The organism is Candidatus Brocadia sp. (assembly GCA_021646415.1).
GTDB lineage: Bacteria > Planctomycetota > Brocadiia > Brocadiales > Brocadiaceae > Brocadia.
Map to the genome: position 1 here is coordinate 20,799 of SOEU01000013.1, position 18,251 is coordinate 39,049.

Below are 18,251 nucleotides of genomic sequence, written 5' to 3' on the forward strand. Positions count from 1 at the left end.
TGAGATATACTCGTCTGTAAGACTATAAACAAAAATAGCTTGGTATGTCCTTTTTGACATACCAAGCTATTTTTTTCCCTCTACAATAAACCCCTTACACTTTTTTCATTATTGGTCAATCTCACCTGTGTTTGCCTATTTCTGGTACCATTTTCCGGCCGGATTTTGTAACCATTCTCCCTTCCTTGCTTTAATGGCAATCTGCTGTGCCCTGCGCTGCCCCACTTGCTCTATATTTGCTCCTTCTTTTTTAGCAATTGATTCATAAACCTTTCTTCTATCCTGATTTTCTGCCTGAACGATGTCCTCTTTTTCGCGCCTTCCACCAATAAATTGCAAATATCCCGTATTGTTCTCACCGATTATTCCTTTGGACTTTAATTCAACAATAATGGGAAGACGTTTTTCCATTTGTCTTTTTATTGCACTCAGATCATCAGCAACTGCTGAAACATTTGCAAAAAAACCTCCGAATATCATAATGATCAGAAGAGAAACATACATTTTTAATTTCATTTTTTTCTCCTTCGTTTGAGAATTTTAACTTTCGAGAGATAACTATTGAGCAGGCTCAGACACTTCATCGGTTTTTTCACCACCAACTTTTTGTGCAGCTTCGTCTAAATTGCCAAAGAAGTTTTCAAGTTCCCGATCAATTCTAACATTCACGTCGATGGTGATTTGCATTGGCTTTACGTCTACTTCTACTTTGTGTTCAGTTTTACATCCGTGTAAAAAAATAAAAAATACTGCGCAAGAAACTGCAAAGACTCTTTTCATTCATCCTTCTCCTTACGATTATTTCAATTATTCGGTACAATAAAAGCATACTTCTCTGTCATTATTATTCCTCCTTATTGGTATCAGTATTTTACAATTACTCAGAGTGCAATAATTCACTCATTCCGGCACCGTAATACAACATTTTATCGAGGGGCAGTTTAAAATTGATATTAAACCGTATTCCCTGAAAATGTGCCCTCGGCTCTTCTATTTTTACGAGGCCCTTTGCTTTACTAAAACCAAATGGTAATAAATCGGCAGGCCTTCCGTCCATCTGCATTCGTACCATAAGGTCATCACCCTGGCTCATCAATGAAAGCTTTGCCCAGTCATATTGAAAATTTTTCAGGGCTTCCTGGGCAATTTGCATTTGAATACTCTGCTGAACACCCGATGTTCCTGATACGAGTGTATCGGTACGAAAACTAATGGTACCTTTTTCTCCGGGTGTAGAATAAAGGAAACCATCATGGACTTTTATTTTCCCCTCTTTATAACTTATTGGGATCCTTCCATTTACTGCACCTTCACCATCAGCGCTCGCTGCCTTAAACTGTTTTAAGATTGTTGCAAGTTTAAGGCGATCGCAGTAACAAATAAGATCGAATTCCCTTCTCCCGGATTTTATCCGTAAGCCATGCGTATATACATGTCCTCCGCACCAGGAAAAACCACTCTTTTTGAGAAAAAAGGATGAAAAAGATTCTATCTGAAACTCAACCTCTCCTCCATTCATTTCTACATCCCCCCAGGCAAAGCGTTTAAATTTTAACATTTGATCAGGGGCACTGCAAAATTTGTATAAATCCTGCATATCCAGGTCTAAATCAATGCCTTCAAGCGTCATTTTTTTCCCAGGGACTTCTATCTTTGAATTATGCATTGCTATAAGGGCATTACTTGTTATCGTGCTACCAATGAATTTGCAATTACCGTTCATAGCCAGGTTGCCCTCAAAAAACATCCCTGTCAATCGTGATGAAAACTTACCAAGGTCTATTTTTTTAACCTGCTCTGGCTCAGAGGTTTTAAAATCAAGTATTGATACAAAATTACCTTCATTGCTCATTCCCGCACTTCCCAGGAAATGAACGTGAAAATCAGGGAATAAGCCCTTGTGTTGGCCTGCAAAGAAGATATTTAACCCATCCTGATAAGGAGTTGCAGAAATTCTCCCAACATCCATGTCAGCATATTTTATTTCACCTGTGTTAAAATATCTTCCTGGTTCATTTATGAATTTCATTTTATCCGTTTCCATTGATGGATAAGGCCACTGGAAGGGAATTTTGGCATGTATTTTCCTTACAGATAGGCTTCCGGTATGATATTCTGTATTAATTACTTTTGCAAAGGCTTTTATCGTGGAAAACTGCGCACTATCGATGGAGGAATTACCGAATATCCAAAAATTTGGAATATTGATACGCATATAATCTGAATCATATTTTATATGAGACATTTTCATTGAAAATCGCATAGTACCATTCGAACCTTTTCCTTTCCCATAGACGGAAAATAACTTCGGATGCAAACGAACTTTTCCTGTCTGTCCGTGAAATTGAAGAGGTGTATTTGAACCGGTCGAATTCAAAGAGAAATACCACTGAGACCCTCCTTTTTTGCCTTTAAACGTAAAGGGTAAAGATTCCGAGTCGGCAACTTTTAACCAGAAACGAGAATTGCTGTTTGCTAATTCTTTATTAATATTTACATAAATCTTTCCCTGCATATTCATTTGATCAGGCGAGATGTGCAGATTGCAATCAGTATTTTGTCTCATAGATAGTTCTATGGGAAAGGGTGACATAATACAAAAACGGGAGAATTTCATGTGAATATCGCCCTGTTTTTTTGTAACTTCTATCGTTAATGGAGCATTGCCAGGGGAATTCTGTATTTGCAATCCCTTATATTCAATATTCATATCAGTAAAGTTAAGTTGTATTCCAAAGTCATTTGTTTTAAAATTATATCTTGCGTCCATGGCTATCCGGGATGCGATTTTAACTCCTGGTAGCGGGTTTGCTAGGTTCGGATATAGCCATAATTGCACTTCATAACCTGAATCTGTTTCGTTTCCCTGTGTGGCAAAAGGCTTTGCTTTAATGCTCAATGGGATTCGAAAATTCTCGTCTCCTGATTTTAAAAGAATGGTAGCATTCCGTAATGCAAATTCTCCAAAACTTACAGGCAGCATTTGCTGCTGCGAATCGGTCGGTTTTTCTTGCTTTGTATCCGAAGGACTTTGGAAAAATTTTTTAAAATCCATTCCGGGAATACTAAGAGTGCCGTCTTTATATTCAGACCTGATTTCAACGCCGCTGATAATGATCTTGTTTACGTGTTTTTGAAGCAAACCGAATAATGAATAGTCGAAGCGGACAGAGTCAAATGACAGGGAAGGACTTTCTGATTCTCCCCATTGCAGAGAGGACAGATCGAGTCCGGTCAGACTGAATTTGCGCACATCGCAGGTGAAATTGTTAAGTCCGAAGTTTTTTGCAAGGCGGGGAAGCAGTTTTTTTTCGAGAAAAAATGGAATAAATAAATATATGCCATATAACAGGGAGAAAATAATGAATACAATGAAGATGGAGCGAAACACTATTTTTTTATTCAGATCCATAAGAACTATTCTTTTATCAAAGACTTATCATAATCACTTGTAAAATACTATAAATGCATATAAGCACAAATACAAGCATACAATGATAAAATTTCCTTGATAGCACTGTAAGCATTGATAGAATGAATGAAAAAGCGCAGATGTGTTCAAGTTTGATTCTCATATTTCATGAGACAAAAGGACGTGGACTATGGAACTTGCTTATTTTATTCTTAGTGTGGTATCGTTGATTGTTGTTTTTTTTCTCTTCTATGGGAAACATCTTTTTAAGCGTAAAAAAAATAAAAAAAAAGGACAAGGACAATGAAGGGTATCCGATCTTTTTCATGGCTTTCACCCCAAACGGTAATATTCCTCATCTTAATACTTTCCCTTTTTCAACATGGAGGAGGAATACCTTTGGCATCAGCACAGAAAAAAAAGATTCCTGCGCCTGAACTTGCAGGTGGTACGGCCTGGCTCAATATTTCAAAACCTCTTACCCTGGCTGATTTAAAGGGGAAGGTGGTACTCCTGGACTTCTGGACATATTGTTGTATCAATTGCATGCACATTATTCCCGACCTTAAAAAGCTGGAGGCAAAATATCCAAAAGAATTAGTGATTATAGGGGTACATTCCGCAAAATTTGAGAATGAGCGGGATGCAGAAAATATCCGCCAGGCTATTCTCCGTTACGAAATTGAACATCCGGTAGTTAATGACAGCAATTTTGCCATCTGGGATGCCTATGGTGCCAGGGCATGGCCCACCCTCGTACTGATCGATCCGGAGGGGTATGTGGTTGGATCAGATACAGGTGAGGGACATTATGAGATGCTGGATAAACTCATCGGCCAATTGGTCTCCGATTACCGTTCTAAAAATCTCATCAATGAAACCCCCATACCATTTTCTTTAGAAAAATACAAACTAGGAGAGGGCATTCTCTCTTTTCCTGGCAAAGTGCTGGCGGATGAGGCATCAAATCGGTTGTTCATTGCAGATTCAAATCACAACCGCATCATTGTTTCCGATTGGGAAGGTACCGTTTTGGATATTGCCGGTTGTGGCATAATAGGCAAGGACGATGGTACATTTACGGAAGCAAGCTTTCATCATCCGCAAGGGATGTCACTCCATGGTGATCACTTATATGTAGCAGATACCGGGAATCATTTCATTCGGAAACTGGATTTAAAGGCAAAGACGGTTAAAACAATTGCTGGTACGGGTAAACAGGCGGACTTTATGGATACTGGTGGAATGGGCACGTTTTCCCCTCTGAATTCGCCCTGGGATCTGGTCTTTTTAGACGGGCAACTCTATATAGCCATGGCTGGGGCACATCAAATCTGGGTGATGGATTTAGAAACCGCAGTTTTCCAACCCTTTGCTGGTAGTGGCAGGGAGGGGCGTATTGATGGCCCGTTAGATAAGGCCGCCCTGGCTCAACCCAGCGGGATTACGGTTTCCGGCAGAAGGCTTTATTTTGCAGACAGTGAGGTAAGTTCGATCCGGTACGTAGACCTCGAAAAGAAGGAAGTAAAGACAGTGGTAGGACTGGATCTCTTTGTTTTTGGGGACGTGGATGGTCAGGAAAACGAGGTACGTTTACAACATCCCCTTGGTGTATTTAACCATAACGGCCTTATCTATATAGCGGATACCTATAATCATAAGATTAAGCTTTTAAATCCTCTGGACAGAACATGCAGGACGTACTCAGGTAATGGAAAAGCCGGATATGTAGACGGTAAAGATCCCCAATTCTATGAACCCGGAGGTCTCAGTATTGCCAATAATAAAATATATGTTGCTGATACCAATAACCATGCCATCCGCATGGTAGACATGAAAACGAAGGAAGCGAGTACCTTGCAGATGAAAGGATTCAAAACAGAAGTCTCACCAAAAGTATCTGAGAGTGCAATACCTCCTTTTGCAAAGTCTTTAGATTTGCCTTTAAAAACCCTGGAAACAGATGCCGATATACAACTATCGGTAAACATAAACCTTCCCAAGGGATATCATTTGAACCCCAATGCCCCACTGGTATATGCGGTCGAGGCGGGTACTGGTATTCAAATTGAGCAGGGCAATCGGAAAGCAAGGCTCGAAAAGCCTGCATTACCTCTAAAAATTTCCTTCAAGACAGGTTCTGAAGTATTAAGTACAGATTTAAAAGTCTCTGTAAGTTTTTACTATTGTCGGGAAGATAATCAGGGGGCGTGTTTCATTGATGTAGTAGTATGGCATCAACCGATTAAAATTGATAAGAATATGGGAGATACTGCATTGACGTTGGACTACGATGTAAAATTACCGTAAAAGTAACAATTTTGATTTTTGAAAAAATATCTTTTTACCACTCGCTCCCAAACTCCTATTTGGGAGTGCAATGGACGAGAAACTCAGTTTCTCTGTAATAGTGTTCCCAAACAGGAGTTTGCGAACAAGCAAAAAGTCGTATTGGTGCTGTAAAAACAAACGGTTCAAGTTGCAAACCCGCTAAGGATATGATTATAACTTAGATTTCTACAAGCAATTCAAAAAGAGAATGACAAGGCTAAACAACTTTTCTGTAAAAGTCAGGAATTTAAAATGTTTTGGAAGCCAAGAACAGGGTTTCGAAGAAATAAAACCGATAAATCTCATCATTGGTCGTAACAACTCCGGAAAATCTACTTTATTGGATCTCATTGAATTTGTAGTGAAAGGTACAACGGACATCCCTCAAAGATTATGGTGCTCTGGCCAAGCGCCTGAAATCGTTGCAGAAGCACCGTTGACAGAAGATGAGATAAAGAGGGTATTTCGAGAAGATACATCTGGTGGTGTAATACCTGGCAGAAACCACTGGGAGTTTGGCCGAAAGTTTATTGGAGCCAAACTTCGTTGGCGTTTGAATGTAACCAAAAACCAAAAATTTATTTCAATAGGAAACTGCTTGGATGGTAGTCGTCCTTTAGATTCCATTAGAAATGCTACGGATTATTTGGAGCGCCTTGCTAATGCAAAACAGAATCCCTTACTTGGAAAAGAGTTTAGACGCATTTTTGCTGAAAGAAATATTGTCCCGGAAGGAGATAACAGTGCAAATCTTGATGTTGCAGGAGATGGAAGAGGAGCAACAAACATAATTCAGAATTTTTTTAATAAAGCAAATCTAACAAGTCACTCTGTTGAACAAATTTTACTCGAAGAACTAAATATTATTTTCAAGACCGATGCAAAGTTTACCGACATTGTTTGTAAGCAGTTAGAGAGCAATGCCTGGGAAATTTATTTAGAGGAAGAAACAAAAGGAATAATTCCACTATCTCAATCTGGTAGCGGACTCAAGACCATAATCCTTGCCCTCGTTTTTATCCACCTCATTCCTATTGACAAAAAGAGAGACTTATCTGACTTTGTGTTTGGGTTCGAGGAGCTCGAAAACAATTTACATCCTGCTCTGCTGAGGCGATTACTCTCATACTTATATAAGCACGCAAAATCGCACGGATGTATTTTCTTCCTTACGACACACTCAAACGTAGAGATAGACCTGTTTAGTAAGAACGAGGATGTACAGATATTACATGTAACACACGACGGTAAACAGGCATACAGTCGAACAGTGAAGACTTATATCGAAAACAAAGGTATTCTCGATGATCTTGATGTCCGAGCAAGTGATTTGCTACAATCTAACGGAGTGTTTTGGGTCGAAGGTCCTTCGGACAGGATTTATTTGAATAGGTGGATAGACCTTTGGTCTGAAGGTGAACTTTCAGAGGGAAATCACTACCAATGTGTGTTTTACGGTGGACGTTTACTTTCGCATCTTTCAAGCGAAGAACCAGATTTAGCGAAAGACGGAATCTCCATTCTAAAAGTAAACAAGAATTCAATGATTCTCATAGATAGTGACAAACAAACTCAGCAGAGTCGATTAAATGACACCAAGAAGCGAATTATAGAAGAAGTTGAAACAAATGGTGGGATTGCCTGGGTAACAAAGGGAAAAGAAATCGAAAATTATATTCCTGCTGATGTAGTAGCAACGTGGTTGAAAAAACAGGACATTGAGCAAGTAGGACAATATGATAATTTCTTTGATTATCTCGATAATTTAAAGAATGGGGAGGGACAGCGTTATTCCAGTCGAAAGCCCCTCTTAGCAGAACAACTATGTCAGTTTATGACAAAAGAAAATATCACAAATTCATTAGATCTTGCGGAAAGACTTAAGCAAGTGTGTGACGTTATACGCAAATGGAACAGTATGTAATAAACAAACATAGTTTTTTGTCCGATTTTAGCAAGAAATCGCAGATTCTCAGTTTTAGCCCGTGCGCGGCCTTTACTTCATCCAGTCTGGGTAGGATGGATTAAGGTGCCGTTTTTTGCGCCGGATCCACCTTTATTTTGGTAGGTTCGCTCCGCCCTTCGCAAACTCAGGACAGGCTTAACCCACCAATTTCTATAATAAAAACTCAATGCTTTGGCTGGTTCAATCGTCCTCGATTGAACCTAAACATTTTGCATTGTTCCATTGCAAATTATAATTCATCCCTATAATCCAGTTAAAAATTTCTGGTTCAATCTGCAAGATTGAACCAGCCCTGTGGGTGGATTCGGCGCAAAAGACTGCGCTTAATCGTTCGACTGAGCGCTCACGACGAAGTCCACCCTACCCATTACTCCCATCTCAGCTTCGGTTCGCGGGCGGCCTTTACTTCATCAGGGCGTCCGATGGGGGTGGTTTGGGGTGTGTTGCGTACCACATCTGGTCGTTGTTCTATGTCTGTAGCTATCTGGACCATAGTGGCAGCAAAGGCATCTAATGTTTCCCGTGATTCCGTCTCTGTGGGTTCTATCATTAGGGCCTCTTCCACAATTAAGGGGAAATATATTGTAGGGGCGTGGAAACCGTAATCAAGCAACTTCTTTGCGATGTCCAGGGCGGAGGCGCCTTTTTGCTTTTGTTTCCTGGCAGAAATGACAAACTCGTGCATGCAGGTCTTTCCATAGGGTATGTCGTAATATTTTTTGAGTTTGTGCTGCAGGTAGTTGGCATTTAAAACGGCATGCTCACCTACCTTGCAAAGACCTTCCTTGCCCAGGGACAAGAGATAGGTATATGTCCTGATCATCATCCCAATATGACCATAGAACGCCCTGACCCTTCCTAGGGAATCAGGGTAGTCATAATTTAAGGTATATCGATTCTCCGCCTCTGTGTCCTCCGTGTTCTCTGCAGCTAATTTACCAACCATTTCAATGCGTGGTACAGGCAAAAATGGCTTCAATGCCTCGGTAACGCCGATAGGGCCAGCGCCTGGTCCACCACCGCCATGGGGTGTGGAAAAGGTTTTGTGGAGATTCAGGTGTAGGATATCTACGCCCATATCACCCGGTCGGGCTATGCCCAGGAGGGCATTCATGTTTGCCCCGTCACAATAGACGAGTCCGCCTGCATTGTGTGCGATCTTGCATATTTCCAAGATATCCTTCTCAAAAAGACCCAGGGTATTGGGATTGGTGATCATGAGGGCGGCTGTGTCACGGGTAAAGGAGGTTTTTAGTTTTTCTATGTCTACAAGGCCATCTGTATTGGACTGAATCGATTCAACTTCATACCCGCAAAGGGCTGCAGAGGCAGGATTGGTACCATGCGCAGAATCGGGGATGATAATTTTGTGTCTGGTCTCTCCCTTTTTCTCCAGGTAGGCACGGATCATCAGCATGCCCGTTAATTCGCCATGGGCGCCTGCGGCAGGTTGTAATGTAAATGCCGACATCCCTGAAATATTTATAAGGATTTGCTCAAGCTCGTAAAGGAGTTTCAGGATACCCTGACATTGCTCTATGGGCTGATAGGGATGTAATTTCGTAAAACCCTCCATGCGAGAGACATCTTCATTAATTTTGGGATTGTATTTCATGGTGCATGAGCCTAATGGGTAAAAATTGGTATCCACGCAGAAGTTCTGTTGGGAGAGTCTGGTGAAATGGCGTACGACATCGATCTCCGAAACCTCGGGTAATTTCGCTTCCTGTTTCCTCAGCATTTGTTGAGGTAGGAAATTTGTTATAGGTTTCTCCGGTACGTCACAGGCAGGGAGGATAAAACATCGTCTGCCAGGAGAGGATTTTTCAAAGATGAGAGGTTCAGTGTTGTTCATAGTCTTTAACTTTATTTATCTAGTTTGCAGGATGGATTTTATTTTATTGAGTAAAGTCCTATAAATAGGTTCTGCTGTTTGAATGAATTCATTTATGGTAGTCCAGCGAATATCCAGGTATTCATGAGCAAGTATGTTTCTCAAGACCGCCCATTGTGAAATATTCTCACCAAAAACCTCGTCAAAGTGAGGAGAAGCGCCGAGTTCTTTCAAGATTTCCTTATATGAAGTGGGGATTCTCCTATCTTCAGAAGCAAGGATTACTTTGGCTATGTCTATGGAACAATTAACTATATTTTCAATCCATCTCTCGAGATTTCTCCTTGTATCCCTGTCTCCATTATAAGTTTTCCAATCAATTTTTGAGAATTTTTGGAAATCTGATAATTCTGATTTCATAAAGTCAGCGTATCGTATAAGTCGCTCTCTGTCTTCAGGTACCAACACCATGTTTTATTCTCTCTTTCAAATTCCAATATGACTCAACCCATTGTCTGAAATCAATAGCTTCGGAGGTAATTCTTAAAAGAAAGTCCATATAAATAGTATGATTTTTTATGATAATGGGGATGCCTCTCAAGGCGCTGTCTGCAATAGTGGAAGCGGCTCTGTTGAGGATCAGAAGGTCCACCTCCTTTTCAACAATTTTTTCAATATCTACCCAAATGGATTTTTCGTAGTTGCTCCTGAAGGCTGTTTTTTCCCAATCATAACCTTTTCCTTCCGGGACAAAATATATGGCTATATCAACGTCTGAATCAATGCCATCCTGACCCCTTGCCCAGGAACCAAAAAGGAAAGCGAAGGAAATTTCGTCTCTTTTTTCAAAATAGACCTTAAGTTTTTCTACGATGTTGTTTGTATTCATTTAGAGATGTTTTTCATTTGTTGAATATGTGACAACTCAGTAACCAAACGGTCAATCAATTCTTTGGTCTTCGTCTCCGTTACGCACAGGAGCATACTATTGTCTAAACCGGGATAAAATCCGGAAAGCTCCAATCCGCCAATAATGCCCTTTGTCAGGAGGTATTCATTGATCTTGTTGATACGAAGACTGCCTCTGGCTTTCAGTGCAAATTCATGAAAGAATGATTGGTGAAATGCCGGTTCAAAGATGTCCAGGGTACACAATCTTTCATACGCATAATGGCTTTTTTGGATATTGAGGTTTGCTAATTCTGTCATGCCCTTTTTCCCTAATGCACAGAGATAAATGCATGCCCTTAATGCAAGGAGTGCCTGATTGGTGCAGATATTTGAAGTTGCCTTTTCTCTTCGAATATGCTGTTCCCTGGCCTGCAGGGTAAGGACAAAACACCTCTTCCCATTACTGTCCACCGTCTCGCCTGCGATCCTTCCGGGTATCTTGCGCAAGAGATCTTTTTTTACCGTAAAAAAACCGATGTAGGGACCACCATAATTCAGATAGTTTCCCAAAACCTGGGCCTCACCAACGGCGATATCGGCATTGTATTCACCCGGTGGTTTCAGGATGCCCAGAGAAATGGGGTTTACACAGGCGATAAAAAGGCTATTATGCCTGTGGGTAATATTTGAGATGGTCTCCATGTCTTCAATACAGCCAAAGAAGTTTGGATTTTGGACGAGTACGGCTGCGGTGTTATCGTCAATAACCTTTTCTGATTGATTTATATCCGTGATACCTTTGGGTGTATCTATTTCAACGATTTCCGTATGCAATCCTTTTAAATAGGTCTTGAGTACCTGCCGGTATTCAGGATGGATTGCCCGTGAGCAGACAACCTTATTCTTTTCCTTCAACCGAATGGACAATAGCGCTGCCTCCGTTAAAGCGGTTGAACCGTCGTACATGGAGGAATTTGCTACATCCATACCAGTTAACTCACACATCAATGTTTGGAATTCATAGATTACCTGAAGCGTACCCTGGCTTACTTCGGGTTGATAAGGTGTATAGCAGGTATAAAATTCACTCCTCGACGCCAGGTGGTCTACAACAGACGGGATATAGTGTTCATAGGCGCCGGCGCCTAAAAATGAAATGTATTTGTCGATATTGCGATTCTTTTCACTTACATCTTTTAGGGCTTTTAATACCTGTGGTTCAGAAAGGCCGTCGGGTAATGGTAAAGAAAATTTTCTTAACGCCTTTGGAATGTTTTTAAGGAGGGCTTCAAAAGAAGGTATCCCTATTTCTTTCAACATTATTTCTTTATCGTGTGCGGTATTCGGAATGTAATCCATAACATCTCCGTTGAAATGCAAAATTGAGCCTGTGAATAGAGATCAGTGTTGATGGAAAAATTGAAGCAAAAAAGGGCAGAACAATCAACGAAAAAAACTTTCGAATGATTTATGTACGGTAGTAGTCCTGAATGGGTTTGACGTCCAGGCTTCCGTTTTTGAGTGCCTCGATAGCCTTCGTGGCGGCTACAGCACCGGCAAGTGTTGTAAAATAGGGCACACGATGAAGAAGTGCGGTGCGCCTGATGGAATAGGAGGCCTCCTGGGCTGCCTTACCTCCTGTGGTGTTGATGACGAGTTGGATTTCGTTACTCTTGATGTGGTCGACAATATTGGGCCGTCCTTCAATAACTTTTAAGACAGTCGTGACAGGAACGTTATTTTCGGAAAGGACTTTAGCTGTACCGTTTGTGGCTACAAGTCTAAAACCCATTTGTGAGAGTTTTTTGGCAATGGGGACAATGGGCTTTTTGTCTCTGTCTCTTACGCTCATGAAAACGGTACCCGTTAATGGGAGGCTGCAGTCAGCCGCCATTTGGGATTTAGCATAGGCACGACCAAAGTCCTTATCTATTCCCATGACCTCGCCTGTCGATTTCATTTCTGGTCCTAAGATTGTGTCGACTCCTTTAAACTTTATAAAAGGAAATACAGCCTCTTTTACGGTAATATGTTTTAACTCCATGTTCATGGAGATGTTGAATTCACTGAGCTTCTTTCCCATGATTACCTTTGTTGCAATCTTGGCCAACGGAATACCAATTGCTTTGCTGACAAAAGGAACTGTCCTTGATGCACGTGGATTGACCTCCAGCACATATACTATTCTGTCTTTAATTGCATATTGGATATTGATGAGACCTATGACATTCAATGTCCGGGCTATGGTTTGCGTCTGTTTTTTTAACTCGTCAATGATGTCATTTCCGATAGAATATGGTGGGAGCGAACATGCACTGTCTCCGGAATGGATGCCAGCTTCTTCGATGTGTTCCATAACGCCACCGATAAACACTTCCTTGCCGTCACAAATAGCGTCAACATCAATTTCTACGGCGTCTTCCAAAAATCGGTCAATGAGAACCGGGTGTTCTGGCGAGACATGTACAGCATGGGTAATGTATTCCTCTAAACCAGCTTCATCGTAAACGATACGCATGGCTCGTCCGCCCAGGACATAGGATGGACGGAGCAGTACGGGGTAACCTATTTTACAGGCAATAAGCTTTGCTTCCGTGGCAGACCGGGCACATCCATTATCCGGCTGCCTTAAATTTAATCGGTTCATTAAGGCTGCAAATCGTTCACGGTCCTCTGCAATATCAATACTCTCCGGAGAAGTTCCCAGTATTCTGATACCCTCTTTCTCTAAAGGGATTGCCAATTTTAGCGGTGTTTGTCCACCAAATTGAACAATAACGCCTTCGGGCATCTCTTTATCAATAATCTCAAGGACGTCTTCCAGGGAAAGCGGTTCAAAATAAAGCCTGTCGGCGGTATCATAATCCGTACTCACCGTCTCTGGATTGCAATTGACCATAATCGTCTCATAACCCAGTTCTTTTAAGGCAAAGACCCCATGGACACAACAGTAGTCGAACTCAATGCCCTGTCCGATACGGTTAGGCCCGCTTCCGAGGATAATGACCTTTTTCCTCTGAGTTGGTTCCGCCTCACACGCACCTTCATAAGCGGAGTACAAATAGGGTGTAAAGGCCTTGAATTCTGCTGCACAGGTATCCACATGTTTAAACACTGGCCTGATAGATTCCCTTTGACGGTACGTTCGCATCGTTTTTTCATCAACATTACACAAACAAGCCAGGTATTTATCTGAATAACCGCATTGTTTTGCCTCAGTCAGTATCTCCTTGCTCATTGCAAATACCTCTCTGTTTTGAGAGGTATTTGCACTTTTAGAATACCTTTGCCTTATCTCGGCTTCAATATCCAGTACCTGCCTGATATTGTAAAGGAACCAGCGGTCGATATGAGTCCATTTAAATATCTCATCCAGACTCATGCCAAACCGTATCGCATCGGCAATGTGCCAGAGCCTGTCAGGATTGGGTATCATCAACTTCGTCCTCAGGAATTCATATCTTTGTTCGGTAGTCCATTTATCACTGTCAGAGGGCCATAATGATTCAAATCCATACCGCCCTGATTCTAAAGAACGGATGGCTTTACCAATGGCCTCTTTGAACGTACGCCCCATGGCCATGACCTCTCCCACAGATTTCATGTGGATAGTAAGTGCTTGATCAGTGTCAGGGAATTTTTCAAAATTAAATCGGGGCACTTTTACGACACAATAGTCGATGGTGGGTTCAAAACAGGCCGGGGTATAACGGGTGATGTCGTTAGGGATTTCATCAAGGGTATAGCCGACGGCTAATTTTGCAGCGATCTTGGCAATAGGAAATCCCGTGGCCTTCGAGGCAAGGGCGGAACTCCTTGAAACCCTCGGGTTCATTTCAATAGCAAGTATTTCTCCGTTTTCGGGGTTCACAGCGAATTGGATATTGGAACCCCCGGTCTCAACACCAATCTCCCGGATAATCTTGATTGCCGCATTCCGCATAACCTGATATTCGACATCGGTAAGGGTTTGGGCAGGGGCCACCGTGATGCTGTCGCCCGTATGTACACCCATGGGATCAAAATTTTCAATTGAGCAAATGATCACGACATTGTCTTTTAAATCACGCATTACTTCCAGTTCATATTCCTTCCAGCCTAACACGGAACGTTCCACAAGGACTTCATGAACCGGGCTGGCTTCAAGGGCTACCTTGATATATTCTTTGTACTCTTCGATATTATATGCTGCATTTCCACCAGTGCCCCCTAACGTAAAAGAAGGACGTATAATAGCCGGAAAACCTATTTTTTCGATAACCGTTATCGCTTCATCGTATGAACGGACATAAGCACTTTCAGGAACCGGGATACCAATGCGTTTCATAGCAGACTTAAAGAGTGACCTGTCTTCGGCCTTTTTGATGGCATTCAGTTTGGCACCGATCAACTCTACGCCAAATTCATTCAGTACCCCTTTTTCTGCAAGGCTAACTGCTGTATTTAAACCTGTCTGTCCGCCCAATGTTGGAAGTAATGCCTGTGGACGTTCCTTTGCGATAACCTTTGCTACCATTTCCGTTGTTATCGGTTCTATATAAGTCCTGTCGGCAATTTCGGGGTCTGTCATAATGGTAGCGGGATTACTATTTACAAGGACAACTTTGTATCCCTCTTCACGAAGCGCTTTACAGGCCTGGGTACCCGAATAATCAAATTCACAGGCCTGGCCGATGATGATCGGGCCAGATCCGATAATCAGGATTTTTTGTATGTCGGTTCTTTTGGGCATTGTTTATTTTTAGATTTTAAATCTTAATTTTGCTATTTCATCATCTCAATAAATCTCTCAAACAGATAACTCGCATCGTGAGGGCCGGGTGAAGCCTCCGGGTGATATTGGACGGAAAAGGCAGGTATCGTGTGGCATTTCAATCCCTCTACAGACTTGTCGTTGAGATTGATATGGGTAATCTCCACGTTTCCATATGGACTTTTATGCACAGTTCCCTCCTGTGGCGCCGTTACCGCGAAACTGTGATTTTGTGCAGTAATCTCCACTTTTTTGGTGTTCAAATCTATGACGGGTTGATTTCCTCCGTGGTGTCCAAACTTTAGTTTGTAAGTCTTTAGCCCCAGGGTAAGCGCCATCAATTGATGACCAAGACAAATCCCGAATACGGGTTTTTTCCCTAATAAACCCTTAATGTTTTCAATCATATAAGGAACAGCTGCTGGGTCACCGGGGCCATTCGAAAGCACGATTCCATCCGGTTTCATGTCCAAAACAGCTTGAGACTGAGTTTGTGCCGGAACTACCGTTACAGAGCAGCCGGCACTGTTCAGTTTTCTGAGAATGTTATATTTTACACCACAATCATAGACAACGACCTTACATTTTTTTGGTTTGCCGGCGTCCTGGTTTGAATCTTTCCAGTCATACGAATTATCACATGTTACAGACTTTACAAGGTCTATTCCGACTAATCCAGGAGCTGATTTTATCTTTTTGGTAAGGCTTGTAACATCAAAATCATCGGTAGAAACAATGCCCTGCTGGACACCATAATCCCGTAATCGTCTTGTTAATTCCCTGGTGTCAATCCCTTGAATACCCACAATCCCCCTATTCTTAAGAAACTCATCCAGACTAATCTGTGAGCGCCAATTACTGGGGAAAGGGCTGTATTCTTTAACAATAAAACCCTCCAAAAAGGGGCTACAGGATTCGTAATCTTTTTCATTAATCCCATAATTGCCGATAAGCGGGTAGGTCATGACCACCATTTGACCTTTGTACGATGGGTCGGTAAGGATTTCCTGATAACCCATCATGCTGGTGTTAAAAACGACTTCACCGATCTTTTCACCGGTGGCACCCAAAGAGTATCCCGTAAAACTTGTTCCGTCTGCAAGGACAAGTATTGCCTTTTTTTTGTTCATAATTTTCAGTAAAAGGTTGTGAGGTTGTTAATCTCTCCGTGTCTCAGCTTTTGGTGGCTAAATTCAAGTCGATAAATCGTACAAATAAAAAATGGACGTGTCAAGTCAAAGTTGTTTTTTCACTTGACTAAGATGACTCCTCTGCTATATTAAATCGTAAAACTGCAATATTATAAGCGCATGAAAGGATAGTTTACTTAATGACAATCCTCGTTACTGGTGGCGCTGGGTTTATCGGTTCACATCTGGTGGAAAAATTACTATTTCAGGGTGAACAGGTAGTTGTCATCGATAATTTTAATGATTTCTACCAACCTGCTTATAAAAGAGAAAATATCTCCGGGGCCATTCGTAATCAACGGTTAACACTATACGAAACAGATATCTGTAACACAGTCTCATGTAAAGATGTATTTGAGAAACACCGCATTGAAAAGATTGTTCATCTGGCGGCGTATGCTGGCGTGAGACCGTCGATCGAACGACCATTGCTCTATGAAGAGGTTAATTGCAAGGGTACGTTGAACCTGCTTGAACTTTCCAGGATATATAAGGTCAAGCAATTTATCTTTGGTTCGTCTTCATCGGTTTATGGGAATAATAAAAAGACTCCATTTTCAGAAGATGACCCTGTAAACGAACCTATATCCCCCTATGCTGCTACCAAACGGGCGGGAGAACTATATTGTTATAACTACCACCATCTCTATAAGATACCCGTTGCCTGTCTCCGTTTTTTCACGGTGTACGGACCACGGCAACGTCCCGATCTTGCTATACGTAAATTTACCGAAATAATTGATTGTGACCAGCAAATTCCCATGTATGGAGATGGAACGACGCAGAGAGATTATACCTTCTTTTCTGACATCATAGACGGTGTGGTTTCTGCCTTACAGAAGCAATTTGATTTCGAAATTATTAATCTGGGTAATTCAACACCGATCCAGTTGGCAAAAATTATTGAACTCATTGAACAAGAAATGGGGAAAAAGGCGAAAATCAAAAGACTTCCGGAGCAACCTGGCGATGTGCATAGGACTTATGCAGATATTAGAAAGGCAGAACGTTTTTTACAGTACAGACCGAAAGTATCTATTGAACAAGGTATCCGTTTGTTTGTGGCTTGGTATAAAGAACATAAAAATAAACAGCCAAATCCCTTACCAGGGTAAAACTGACACAACGAATGAAACTCAGTAATGACAAATAGTTGCCAACAGCAGAAAATATCATCAATGAGGTTTTCTTATGTTAACACTCTCTAATAAAATAAGCCTCAGCAGGATATTTTTTATTCCTCCCCTGGTGTTTTGTATAACACAAGTCCAGCATAACAATTATTACCGATATGTCTGTCTTTTTATCATGCTGGTTATCGGCCTAAGCGATATGCTGGACGGCTATCTTGCCAGAAAAAGAAACGAAATAACAAATCTGGGAAGGTATCTGGACCCTGTTGCGGACAAGCTTGTCCTGGTGATCTCCTGCATCATACTTTCCTCTGATCGTATCTGGCCTGAACCGAGATTTCCCAACTGGATTCCAACAGTTATTGTCTGCAGAGATCTTTTACTCATGTTTGGCACCATCGCTTCTCTTTTCATTACCGGGAGAATGGATTGTCAACCAACGATGCTGGGTAAGGCTGCCACCGGCCTTCAAATTATTGCTATCATATCCGTACTCATTGGAAACCATATCCCATTACCTGCACTCGTCATCATCTGGTGGATGGCCGTTATTTTAACCTTTATTTCCGGACTCTTGTATATGTACAGGGGGGTAAAACAATTGTAAGGTACTATCACTCCCTTCTCACCATATTTATACAAAAAGGCTTTACATTGCCCATCTTTTATACTAGTATTTATATAATTTTTAGTAAGCAATCAGCCCTCATCAAACAATAATCAGTGATAACTGAAAACTGA

General features: G+C 41.5%; 13 protein-coding genes. 4 read left to right on the top strand and 9 right to left on the bottom strand.

Annotated elements, in window-relative coordinates; all coding sequences use genetic code 11:
* Nucleotides 1–135: 135 nt before the first annotated feature.
* From E3K36_11230 to E3K36_11240, 3 genes are all read right to left on the bottom strand, one after another.
* Nucleotides 136–516, bottom strand: coding sequence for a DUF1318 domain-containing protein (locus E3K36_11230; protein ID MCF6155797.1), 381 nt, complete (start codon nt 514–516; stop codon nt 136–138).
* A 42-nt stretch (nt 517–558) separates the two neighbouring features.
* Entirely contained in the window at nt 559–780 is a 222-nt protein-coding gene (locus tag E3K36_11235) for a hypothetical protein (GenBank protein ID MCF6155798.1), read from the bottom strand.
* A gap of 97 nt (nt 781–877) precedes the next feature.
* Nucleotides 878–3,412 carry a hypothetical protein gene (locus E3K36_11240; GenBank protein MCF6155799.1) on the bottom strand — a complete coding sequence of 845 codons (2,535 nt, stop codon included), beginning with the start codon at nt 3,410–3,412 and terminating at the stop codon, nt 878–880.
* Between the two features lie 303 nt (nt 3,413–3,715).
* On the opposite strand from E3K36_11240, the gene E3K36_11245 reads away from it, so the two are divergent.
* Both E3K36_11245 and E3K36_11250 read left to right on the top strand, forming a co-directional pair.
* A complete protein-coding gene (locus E3K36_11245) occupies nt 3,716–5,722 on the top strand; it encodes a redoxin domain-containing protein (GenBank protein MCF6155800.1) in 2,007 nt (668 codons plus the stop codon).
* 229 nt (nt 5,723–5,951) lie between these two features.
* Entirely contained in the window at nt 5,952–7,667 is a 1,716-nt protein-coding gene (locus E3K36_11250; GenBank protein MCF6155801.1) for an ATP-binding protein, read from the top strand.
* 409 nt (nt 7,668–8,076) lie between these two features.
* On the opposite strand, the gene E3K36_11255 is transcribed toward E3K36_11250, so the two are convergent.
* The 6 genes from E3K36_11255 to carA form a co-directional block, all read right to left on the bottom strand.
* Nucleotides 8,077–9,564 carry a glycine dehydrogenase subunit 2 gene (locus tag E3K36_11255; protein ID MCF6155802.1) on the bottom strand — a complete coding sequence of 496 codons (1,488 nt, stop codon included), beginning with the start codon at nt 9,562–9,564 and terminating at the stop codon, nt 8,077–8,079.
* Nucleotides 9,565–9,579: 15 nt separating this feature from the next.
* Nucleotides 9,580–10,014, bottom strand: a complete 435-nt coding sequence (locus E3K36_11260; protein ID MCF6155803.1) for a DUF86 domain-containing protein — start codon at nt 10,012–10,014, stop codon at nt 9,580–9,582.
* The gene (locus E3K36_11265) at nt 9,998–10,432 is read right to left on the bottom strand and encodes a nucleotidyltransferase domain-containing protein (protein MCF6155804.1); all 435 of its coding nucleotides are present in this window, start codon (nt 10,430–10,432) and stop codon (nt 9,998–10,000) included. Before E3K36_11265 ends, E3K36_11260 begins: the two co-directional genes overlap by 17 nt.
* The gene (locus E3K36_11270; GenBank protein MCF6155805.1) at nt 10,429–11,793 is read right to left on the bottom strand and encodes an aminomethyl-transferring glycine dehydrogenase subunit GcvPA; all 1,365 of its coding nucleotides are present in this window, start codon (nt 11,791–11,793) and stop codon (nt 10,429–10,431) included. Before E3K36_11270 ends, E3K36_11265 begins: the two co-directional genes overlap by 4 nt.
* A 109-nt stretch (nt 11,794–11,902) precedes the next feature.
* A complete protein-coding gene (gene carB / locus E3K36_11275; GenBank protein MCF6155806.1) occupies nt 11,903–15,166 on the bottom strand; it encodes a carbamoyl-phosphate synthase large subunit in 3,264 nt (1,087 codons plus the stop codon).
* A gap of 32 nt (nt 15,167–15,198) precedes the next feature.
* Complete coding sequence (carA, locus tag E3K36_11280) at nt 15,199–16,317, bottom strand: glutamine-hydrolyzing carbamoyl-phosphate synthase small subunit (protein ID MCF6155807.1); 1,119 nt, start codon at nt 16,315–16,317, stop codon at nt 15,199–15,201.
* A gap of 200 nt (nt 16,318–16,517) precedes the next feature.
* On the opposite strand from carA, the gene E3K36_11285 reads away from it, so the two are divergent.
* Together E3K36_11285 and E3K36_11290 are read left to right on the top strand one after the other, a co-directional pair.
* The gene (locus tag E3K36_11285) at nt 16,518–17,492 is read left to right on the top strand and encodes an NAD-dependent epimerase/dehydratase family protein (protein ID MCF6155808.1); all 975 of its coding nucleotides are present in this window, start codon (nt 16,518–16,520) and stop codon (nt 17,490–17,492) included.
* A gap of 76 nt (nt 17,493–17,568) precedes the next feature.
* Nucleotides 17,569–18,117, top strand: coding sequence for a CDP-alcohol phosphatidyltransferase family protein (locus tag E3K36_11290; GenBank protein ID MCF6155809.1), 549 nt, complete (start codon nt 17,569–17,571; stop codon nt 18,115–18,117).
* The last annotated feature ends 134 nt before the right edge of the window (nt 18,118–18,251 follow it).